Annotated in this window: 9 protein-coding genes; 6 read left to right on the forward strand and 3 right to left on the reverse strand. The window is 73.6% G+C overall.

All coding sequences use genetic code 11. From position 1 onward, the window contains the following. The first annotated feature begins 821 nt into the window (after window positions 1-821). Window positions 822-1,532, forward strand: a complete 711-nt coding sequence (locus tag DY240_RS05775; RefSeq protein WP_119659003.1) for a class III extradiol ring-cleavage dioxygenase family protein — start codon at window positions 822-824, stop codon at window positions 1,530-1,532. Window positions 1,533-1,557: 25 nt separating this feature from the next. On the opposite strand, the gene DY240_RS05780 is transcribed toward DY240_RS05775, so the two are convergent. Further along, on the reverse strand, window positions 1,558-1,764 hold the full coding sequence (locus tag DY240_RS05780) for an antitoxin (protein WP_119659009.1): 207 nt from the start codon (window positions 1,762-1,764) through the stop codon (window positions 1,558-1,560). A 140-nt stretch (window positions 1,765-1,904) separates the two neighbouring features. Between DY240_RS05780 and miaA the strand changes: the two genes are divergently transcribed. The 4 genes from miaA (at window position 1,905) to hflX (ending at window position 5,484) form a co-directional block, all read left to right on the forward strand. Next, on the forward strand, window positions 1,905-2,819 hold the full coding sequence (gene miaA, locus DY240_RS05785) for a tRNA (adenosine(37)-N6)-dimethylallyltransferase MiaA (RefSeq protein ID WP_119659004.1): 915 nt from the start codon (window positions 1,905-1,907) through the stop codon (window positions 2,817-2,819). Further along, entirely contained in the window at window positions 2,816-3,655 is an 840-nt protein-coding gene (gene dapF, locus DY240_RS05790; protein WP_119659005.1) for a diaminopimelate epimerase, read from the forward strand. Before miaA ends, dapF begins: the two co-directional genes overlap by 4 nt. A 173-nt stretch (window positions 3,656-3,828) precedes the next feature. Further along, on the forward strand, window positions 3,829-3,993 hold the full coding sequence (locus DY240_RS31700) for a hypothetical protein (RefSeq protein ID WP_158602750.1): 165 nt from the start codon (window positions 3,829-3,831) through the stop codon (window positions 3,991-3,993). A 27-nt stretch (window positions 3,994-4,020) separates the two neighbouring features. Continuing rightward, window positions 4,021-5,484, forward strand: a complete 1,464-nt coding sequence (gene hflX, locus DY240_RS05795) for a GTPase HflX (RefSeq protein WP_119659006.1) — start codon at window positions 4,021-4,023, stop codon at window positions 5,482-5,484. Window positions 5,485-5,506: 22 nt separating this feature from the next. On the opposite strand, the gene DY240_RS05800 is transcribed toward hflX, so the two are convergent. Together DY240_RS05800 and DY240_RS05805 are read right to left on the reverse strand one after the other, a co-directional pair. Next, window positions 5,507-6,679, reverse strand: a complete 1,173-nt coding sequence (locus DY240_RS05800) for a DUF5005 domain-containing protein (RefSeq protein WP_119659007.1) — start codon at window positions 6,677-6,679, stop codon at window positions 5,507-5,509. Between the two features lie 106 nt (window positions 6,680-6,785). Beyond that, window positions 6,786-8,630 (reverse strand): S9 family peptidase, encoded by a 1,845-nt coding sequence (locus DY240_RS05805; RefSeq protein WP_119659008.1) that lies wholly within the window; start codon window positions 8,628-8,630, stop codon window positions 6,786-6,788. 213 nt (window positions 8,631-8,843) lie between these two features. Between DY240_RS05805 and DY240_RS31705 the strand changes: the two genes are divergently transcribed. After that, window positions 8,844-9,783, forward strand: a 940-nt coding sequence (locus DY240_RS31705; protein ID WP_199700895.1) for an ATP-dependent DNA helicase, incomplete at its 3' end; no start/stop codon positions are given.

The raw sequence follows: 9,783 nt of genomic DNA on the forward strand, positions 1-9,783 counted from the left end.
CGGCTCGACGGACTCGCGTGCGGGCGGCTCATGGGCGGTGAGCTCCCTCGGCGACGGGGCGGCAGCCTCGAGTGCCGGCCTGGCGGTCCGACTGGCGGCGGCTTGGGGAACGGCGACGACCGGCGCACCGGGCCCCTCCGCGGCAGCGACGGCGGGCCGCGGCCTCGGCCGGGCGGGCGGTGCGAACCGCCGCTTGATCGCGACCCGCAGCCGCACCCGGGCGCGATCGGCGATCGCCAGCGTCGCCAGCGCGCCCGTCACCCCGACCACCAGGGTCGCCACCGCCCGCAGCTCCGGCGGGACGCGGGCCAGCGCCCCCCAGCCCTCGAACGTCCCGAGCGCGGCCAGCCCGGCCAGCACGGCCGCGACGACGATGCCGCCGCGGTGCGGGCGGGGGACCTCCGGCGCGGGCTGGGCCTCCCATGCGATCAGCCCGCCCATCGCGGCCAGGGCGNCCGGCGCGGGCTGGGCCTCCCATGCGATCAGCCCGCCCATCGCGGCCAGGGCGAAGCCGAGCACGCTGCCGAGCCCGCCGAGGTCGGCGATGCCCATGATGAGCCCGGCGGTCACCAGCAGCCGCGTCGGCAGTCCGGCGGGGTCGCGGCGGCGCGCCGGGAGCCAGGCGATGACGACGCCGAGACCGAGCAGCAGCACCACACCGGCGACGGTGAGGCGGATGCTGTGGTCGGCGTCGAACATATCCGACATTCGACCATGAGATCGGTCCGCGGCGCAGCCGGGCCGCGCCCATACCGTCTCTTTCGCCGATGCCGCCTGCGCCGTCCGGGGCCTCGCGGCCGGCCTGTGGCTAGGCTTTCGGTGTGCTCATCGCCGCCGCCGTCTGCCCCTATCCGCCGCTGATGGTGTCCGGCGTCGGGCCGTCGGGCGACCCTCGGCTGGACGATCTCCGGACGGCCTGCTGGTCCGCGCTCGACGACCTGCGAGCGGCCAGTCCCGACGTCCTCGTCGTGGTCGGGCCGGGCGACACCACGCAGGACGAGGCGCCGCGCGCCGGCAGCCTGGCGCCCTACGGGGTCGACATCACGATCGCGCTGCCCGGTGCCGCGGAGCCGTCGGAGTCGCACGCGCTGCCGCTGTCCGTCAGCGTGGGCGCCTGGCTGCTACAGCGCGACGGCTGGGACGGGACGGTGTCGGCGGCGACGGTGGCCGGCGACGCCGGCGACGCCGACTGCGTCGAGCTGGGCCGGCGCATCGCGAACCGGGCCGACCGCGTCGCGCTGCTGGTGATGGCGGACGGCTCGCCGCTGCGGGCGGACACCACGCCGCGCGACCTGCGGGCCCGGGCGACGGCCTACGACGCCGCGCTGGCGAGCGCCCTGCGCGACGGCGACCCGCAACGGCTGCTGGACCTCGACGCGGCGCTGGCCGCGGAGGTCGGGTCGCCAGGACGCAAGGCGCTGCGGGTGCTGGCGGGCGCCGCCGACGACGGGCTGTTCGACGCCGAGGTGACCTACGAGGACGCCTCCTACGGCGTCGGCTACCTGGTCGGCGTCTGGGAGCGGCACGGCTGACGCACGTGCCGCCCCCGCGACGGCCTCAGGCGCGGTTGTCCTCGCCCTTCTCGCCGTCGAGACCGTCGATGAAGTCGCGGGCCTTGTCGTCGACGTTCTCGAGGTGCTCGCTGTACTTGCCGCCGGTCTTGTCGTCGATGAAGTCGGTGGCCTTGTCGACGCCGTCGCTGACCTTGTCAGCGTTGTCGGAGACCAGGTCGGTGATCTTGTTCTTGATCTCGTCGAAGCCCATGATCGGCACTTCCCCTCGTTGACGTGGGCCGTCGGGCCGCCCGCTGCGGCTCGACCAGCGCCCCCACGGACGTTCATACCCGCAGCCACCACGGCCCGCAACGCGTTCGGGACATTCCGGCGGCATGGCACACTCGGCGGGTGAGTCAGCACGTCCCCGTCGTCGCCGTCGTCGGGCCCACCGCCGCGGGCAAGAGCGACCTCGCCGTCGACCTCGCGCTGCGGCTGGACGGCGAGGTCGTCAACGCCGACTCCATGCAGCTCTACCGCGGCATGGACATCGGCACCGCCAAGCTGACCCCGCAGGAGCGCCGCGGCGTCCCGCACCACCTGCTCGACCTGTACGACGTCACCCGCCCGGCCACCGTGGCCGAGTTCCAGCAGCTCGCGCGCGACGCCATCGACGACTGCCGCACCCGTGGCGTCACCCCGATCCTCGTCGGCGGCAGCGCGCTCTACGTCCGCGCCGTCCTCGACCGGTTCGAGTTCCCCGGCACCGACGCCGCCGTCCGCGCCCGCCTGGAGGAGGAGCTCGCACAGGTCGGCGCAGCGGCGCTGCACCGGCGGCTGGCCGGCCGCGACCCCGCCGCGGCGGCCGCGATCCTGCCCACCAACGGCCGCCGCGTCGTGCGCGCCCTCGAGGTCATCGAGCTCACCGGCCGTCCGTTCACCGCCACGCTGCCGCCGCGCGAGTACCACTACGACGACGTCGTGCAGATCGGTCTCGACGTCCCGCGCGACGTCCTCGACGAGCGCATCGAGCAGCGCGTCGACCGCATGTGGGAGCGGGGCCTGGTCGACGAGGTCCGCCGCCTGGAGGCGCAGGGGCTGCGCGAGGGGCCGACGGCGAGCCGGGCGCTGGGCTACGCGCAGGTGCTCGCCTTCCTCGCCGGCGACCTCACCGAGGACGCCGCCCGGGCCGAGACGGTGCAGCTCACGCGCCGGTTCGCGCGCCGCCAGCACAGCTGGTTCGGCAAGGACGACCGCATCGGCTGGGTGCCGTTCGACGCCGATGACCGCTTGGAGCGCGCTCTGACCTACCATCGACGGTCGTGAACGGCATCGCCTTCGTCAAGGGCCACGGCACCCAGAACGACTTCGTGCTCATTCCGGACGCCGACGGCGCCCTGGCCGCCCGCCTCGACGAGCAGGCGGTGCGAAGGCTGGCCGACCGCTACGCCGGCATCGGCGCCGACGGCGTCATCCGGGTCACCCGCACCGAGACCGCCGACGAGGTGCGCGAGCTGGCCGGCGACGCCGAGTGGTTCATGGACTACCGCAACGCCGACGGCTCCGTCGCCGAGATGTGCGGCAACGGCGTGCGCGTCATGGCCCGCTATCTCTGGGAGAACGGCCTGGTCGACGGGCCGGTGCTGGCCGTGGCCACCCGCGGCGGCGTCCGGACGGTGCACGCCGAGCAGGACGGCGAGATCACCGTCGAGATGGGCCGCGCCAAGCCCGCCGCGACGCGCCAGCTGGCGTTCGTCGCCGCCGGCGGGCACACGTGGGAGGCCACCCCGGTCCGGGTGCCGAACCCGCACGCCGTCGTGTTCGTCGACGACCTCGATGCTCCGGGCTCGCTCACGTCCGCGCCCGACCTGCGGCCCGCGGCCGTCTTCCCCGACTCCGCCAACGTCGAGTTCGTCGCCGACCGCGGCCACAAGCACATCGCCATGCGGGTGTGGGAGCGCGGCGTCGGCGAGACCCGGTCCTGCGGCACCGGCGTCTGCGCGGCGGCGTGGGCGGCCATGCGGCGCGACGGCGCCGGCGTCGGCGCCCGCTACCTCGTCGACGTGCCCGGCGGCCGGCTGGTCGTGACGGAGCGGCCGGACGGCGAACTGCTGCTCACGGGCCCGGCCGTGCTGGGCGTCCGCGGGACCGTCGAGCTCTGAGCACCCTTCTGTGACCCAGATCACAGCATCCTGAGAAACCCGGAGCACGTCTCCTTCAGTAGAAGGAGCACGACGTCAGACTCGCGGTCGATGCAACCGCCGGGGAGCGGGCCTAACGTTGTGAGTGTGGGGCGGCAACGAGGCCGGCCGCGCGCCTGACGGGAGGCGGTGCCATGGGTGCAACGGAGAAGCAGCGACGCGAGGCCGTGCTGCAGGAAGTGGCCCGGCGCGCCCAGGAGAAGTCCACGGGCAAGGCGGAACGGCGGGCGGCCACGCTGCGCGCCGCGGCGAAATTACGGTGGGCGGCGTCCACCGGGTCGAGCTATGGTCGCTCCTGAAGGCATTCTTCGTCGGAAGCAGGAGCATTGAGCAATAGTCCAGGCCACGCATACAACCCCTATGACGACTCCGCCGAGTCGCCGGAGGTCGAGGAGCTCGACCTCGACGACGGTGTGACCACCGGGGACTACGACCTGGACGAGCGCCACGCGCTGCGGCGCGTGGCCGGCCTGTCGACCGAGCTCGAGGACGTCACCGAGGTCGAGTACCGGCGGCTGCGGCTCGAGCGGGTCGTGCTCGTCGGCGTCTGGCCCGGCGGGTCGTTCACCGACGCCGAGAACTCCCTCGCCGAGCTCGCGGCGCTGGCCGAGACGGCCGGCTCGCAGGTGCTCGAGGGCCTGGCCCAGCGCCGGCTGAAGCCCGACCCCGCCACCTTCATCGGCTCCGGCAAGGTCGAGGAGCTGCGCGAGGTCGTGCTCGCCCAGGGTGCCGACACCGTGATCGTCGACGGCGAGCTGTCGGCGTCGCAGCTGCGCAACCTCGAGGACAAGGTCGGCGTCAAGGTCGTCGACCGCACCATGCTGATCCTCGACATCTTCGCCCAGCACGCGAAGAGCCGCGAGGGCAAGGCGCAGGTCGAGCTGGCTCAGCTGGAGTACCTCTCCCAGCGGCTGCGCGGCTGGGGCGCCAGCCTGTCCCGGCAGGCCGGCGGCCGCGCCGGCGGCGCGGGCGGCGGCGTCGGCACGCGCGGTCCCGGTGAGACCAAGCTCGAGACCGACCGCCGGCGCATCCGCACCCGGGTCGCCAAGCTGCGCCGCGACCTCGCCGACATGCGCACCGCCCGCGACACCAAGCGGGCCGACCGCCGCCGGCACGCCGTGCCCGCGGTGTCCATCGTCGGCTACACCAACGCCGGCAAGTCGTCGCTGCTCAACCGCCTCACCGGCGCCGGTGTGCTGGTCGAGGACGCGCTGTTCGCCACCCTCGACCCCACGGTGCGCCGGTCGCAGACGGCCGAGGGCCGGGTGTTCACCCTGGCCGACACCGTCGGGTTCGTCCGGCACCTGCCGCACGAGCTGGTCGAGTCGTTCCGGTCGACGCTCGAGGAGGTCGCCGACGCCGACCTGCTGGTGCACGTCGTCGACGGCTCGCACCCCGACCCCGAGGGCCAGCTGACGGCGGTGCGCTCGGTGCTCGCCGACATCGGCGCCGGCGGCGTGCGCGAGATCGTCGCCGTCAACAAGTCCGACGCCGCCGACCCCATGGTCGTGGCGCGGCTGCTGCGCAACGAGCCGCACGCGGTCGCCGTCTCCGCGCGCACGGGAGCCGGGGTCGACAAGCTGCGCGCGCTGATCGAGAGCGAGCTGCCGCAGCCGCCGGTCGAGGTCGAGGCGCTGGTGCCCTACGACCACGGCGAGCTGGTGGCGCGCGTGCACGGCGTCGGCGAGGTGCTGTCCCTCGACCACGAGGCCGAGGGCACCCGCGTGCGGGCCCGCGTCCCCGAGTCGCTGGCCGCGGCGCTCGAACCGTACGCCGTCGCCCGCCGGTAGCGGGCGACGGCGCGGGGGCCGGTCAGTCCGCGAAGCGGACGGTGACGAAGCGCGGGCGGTAGATGGTGACGTCCTCGTAGTGGTCGGTGTTGACGAACGTGTTCACGTTGTACGAGACCACGAGCCCGCCGTCGCGGTCGATGTGCGGGTGGGCGTGCGCGTTGTAGGTGAACACGTTCGGGTCGCCGTAGCTGCCGGCCGCGCCGGTCTCCGGGGTGGTGTAGAGCAGCGTCTTGTCGGTGAACGGCCCGTACGGCGTGCACGAGGCGTAGGCGACGATCTCGGGGTTGAGCGGCACGGTGGTGTCGTGGGTGACCAGCAGGTACTGGTCGCCGTGCCGTGACACGCTGTACTCGTTGGCGACGCCGTCCATGACCCGCACGGAGTCGGCCTCGTCGCGCGACCAGCCGTCGGCGGTGCGGTACTCCCAGGGGCCGAGCAGGCTCGTGCCGCGCACGCGGGCGACGTGCAGGTACTTGACCGAGCCGTGGTCCTCGACGCCGTAGACGTAGGTGTACGGGCCGACCCGCCGGATCGCCGACGCCCACGAGACGCCCGCGGCCGACGGCAGGTCGTGCACGCTGAGCGGCTCGTCCGGGTGCTCGGGGGAGTAGCGGGCCAGGACGTTGCGGTTCCAGCGCCAGTCCCAGGCGCCCGGCCCGAACCGCTCGTACTCCTGGTAGGTCGCCTCGATGACGTTGCCGCTGGCGTGCGCGTCGCCGGCCCAGAACCAGTGCGAGCCGTCGACGGGCGGCATGAGCGGCTCGGGGTCGTCGGCGCTGCCGCGGTAGACGGTGCTCAGCTGGTCGCCGTCCTGGATGACGAACGAGTTGTTGATGAAGGGCGTCGTGCCGCCCTCGTCGGTGACCGGCGACCGCCCGCCGTCGGCGTCGACCCTGCCGAGGAAGGTGTCGGAGAAGACCCAGAAGACGCGACCGTCGCGCAACGGCACGGAGTAGGTGCCGTCGGCGCCGGTCCAGTCGTCCAGCTCGGAGTTGTCGTTGCCGTACGTGGTGAACAGCCCGGTCAGCTCGGCGTCCGGCGTCGCGCTGACCACCTCCGGCACCTCGGCGCACGACCGGCCCTCGGTGGCCGCGGGTGCCGCGGTGGACGGTGGTCCGAACGCGCCGAGCCCGCCGATGGCGAGCGCGGCAGCGCCGGAGAGAACGGATCGACGACCGGGACGACGCACCATTGAGACCTCCTGACGGTTGCCAAGAGTTCTAGTCATCTAATCAATATTTGTCCAGATCTGGCCGAACATCGGTGGTTTGCGCCGTTCGCTGCTGGACGCCGCGGCGTCAGGCCCCCTGCACCCGTCCGCCCAGGTGGGTGGCGAGGAACCGCTCGGCAGCGGCGTAGAACCGCTCGCGGTTCTCCGGCCGGGCCAGGCCGTGCCCCTCGTCCTCGAACAGCAGGTACTCGTGGTCGAGGCCCTTCTCCTCGAGCGCGGCCACGATCTGCTCGGCCTCGGCGATCTTCACGCGCGGGTCGTTCTTGCCCTGGGCGACCAGCACGGGGATGGTGATCTGGTCGACCTTCGACAGCGGCGACCGCTCCCACAGCATGTCGCGCTCGGTCTCGGGGTTGCCGACGCGGTTGTGCATGAGCGCGATCTGCGGCTTCCAGTACTCCGGCACCGACGCCAGCAGCGTGAGCAGGTTCGACGGGCCGACGATGTCGACGGCGCAGCGGAACACGTCGGGGGTGAACGCCGCCCCGGCCAGCGCGGCGTACCCGCCGTACGAGCCGCCGTAGATGCCGACCCGGTCGCGGTCGATCAGCCTCTGGCCGGCCAGGTGGTCGACGGCGTCGAGCAGGTCGGTGTGCATGGCCCGGCCCCACTCCTTGTTGCCGGCGTTGCCGAACGCCTTGCCGTAGCCGGTGGAGCCGCGGAAGTTCACCTGGACGCACACGTAGCCGCGGTTGGCGAACCACTGCGCCTCGGGGTCGTACCCCCAGGTGTCGCGCGCCCACGGGCCGCCGTGGACGTCGAGCACGGCCGGCAGGTTCGCGCGGTCGACGCCGCGCGGGAAGGTCAGGTAGCCGTGCACCGTCAGGCCGTCGCGGGCGGTGTAGGAGAACGGCTCCATCTCGGCGAGGTCGTACTGCTCCAGCTCCGGACGGTGCGAGAACAGGAAGGTCAGCTCGCCGGTGTCGCGGTCGTAGCGGTAGTAGCGGACCGGGCCGTCGGACAGCACGTCGTGCACCAGCCACGTGCGGTCGTCGCGGACCGGACGCGAGATGCCCACCTCGCCGCGCAGCCGCTGCGTCAGTCCCTCGACCTCGGCGCCGAACGCGGAGTCGAGGAAGGTCCAGGACTTGCGCTCCTTGAGGAACGTGACGGCCTGCGGCTCCAGCGTCTCGGGGTGGCGCGCGACGCCGGCGACGTCGTACTCGGGATCCTCGGCGAGCACCGTCTCGTCGCCGGTGGCGACGTCGACGCGGATCAGCCGGGCAGCGTTGACGCCGACGCTGGAGAGCAGGTAGGCGGCCGAGCCGTCGCGGCTGAAGCCGGCGACGTCGGTGGTGAGGACGTCGTCGGGGCCGATCTCGAACCACGGCTCGTCGGTGCCGTCGTCGCCGCGGCGGTAGACGACCGCGCCGCCGTCCTCCGTCATCGCGACGCCGCCGCGGATGCGCTGGTCGGAGTCGACCAGCCAGCCGGCGTAGCCCGGGTTGACGGCGACCTTCGTCAGCTCGCGGGTGGCGAGGTCGAAGCGGTAGACGTCGTGCAGCTCGGGGTTGTCGGCGTTCAGCCCGATGAGCATGGACGTGGGGTGCCAGCGGTTGTGCTCGAGGATGTGCGCGGTGACCTTCTCCTGCGGCGTGACCAGCGTGACCTCGCCGGACTCGAGGTCGAGCGCGTAGAGCCGCCAGTCCTCGTCTCCGTCGGTGTCCTGCAGGTACACCAGCGTGCGGTCGTCGTGGCAGAACATGAACGTGCGCACGCCGCGGTGACGGTCGTGGGTGACCGGCCGGGCGGCGGCGGGGTCGTCGGCGGGACCGACCCAGACGTTCAGCACGCCCTCGTCCGGCGCGACGAAGCCGAGCCTGGAGCCGTCGGGCGACAGCGTGGGGAGCAACCGCTCGGGGTTGCCGAACAGGACGTCCCGGGGGATCAGCGGCACCGCGTCATACGTCATCCCGGCATTCCATCATGCGGTCATGACAGCGTCGATATGCGGCTGTGGACAACCGCTTTCCGAGTCGGCGGGGCGTGTAATGTCGAGCCGGTGGCGGGCCGGGCACACCGGCGGCGATTGGGCCCGGGGGCTCCCGCGAGTCGCCGGTCCGGGGCGCAAGAGGATCGGAGCCAGTGAGTTGAGGTGGCTGGCCCGCCGCGTGGAGGGGAAATAGTGAGCCAGGGCGATGTGACGGTGGACAAGCTGTTGACGGCGGCCGTCGGGGCCGTCGGCGGTGCGGAGCGCCCTGGCCAGGTCGAGATGGCCGAGGCGGTCGGCGAGGCCGTGGCCGGGGGCAAGCACCTGCTCGTCCAGGCCGGCACCGGCACCGGCAAGTCGCTGGCCTACCTGGTGCCGTCGCTGCTGCACGCCGACGCCACCGACGGGCCGGTCATCGTGGCGACGGCGACGCTCGCGCTGCAGGCCCAGCTGGTCGACCGCGACCTGCCGGCGCTGGCCGAGGCGGCCGAGCCGCTGCTGGGCCGCCAGCCGGTGTGGGCGACGCTCAAGGGCCGGGCCAACTACGCGTGCCTGCACCGCGTCCGCGACGGCGCCCCCGACGACCAGGGCGAGCTGGTCCCCGTCGAGGAGCTGTCCGCCGGGCCGCTGGGCGCCGAGGTGCTGCGCGCCCGCGAGTGGGCCGAGCAGCAGGCCGCGACCGGCGGCACCGGCGACCGCGACAAGCTCGAGCCCGGCGTGAGCGACCGCGCATGGTCGCAGGTCTCGGTGTCGTCGCGCGAGTGCCTGGGCGCCTCGCGCTGCCCGTACGGCCAGGAGTGCTTCGCCGAGCTGGCCCGGGCCCGCTCCGACGGCGCCGACGTCGTCGTCACCAACCACGCGCTGCTGGCCATCGACGCGCTCGAAGGGCTGCCGGTGCTGCCCGAGCACGACGTCGTGGTGGTCGACGAGGCGCACGAGCTGGCCGCGCGGGTCACCAGCGTCGCCACCGCCGACCTGTGGCCGGGCGTCATCGACCGCGCCGCGGTGCGCGCGCGGGTGCACGTCGACGACGGCGACGCCGAGGAGCTGCGCGCCGCGGGCGAGCACCTGCGGGCGGCGCTGCTCGACGCGCCGGTCGGCCGGCTCGACGCCCTGCCCGAGGGGCTGCTGGCGG

The sequence above is a fragment of the Jiangella rhizosphaerae genome (assembly GCF_003579925.1).
In the GTDB taxonomy this organism is placed as follows: Bacteria; Actinomycetota; Actinomycetes; order Jiangellales; family Jiangellaceae; genus Jiangella; species Jiangella rhizosphaerae.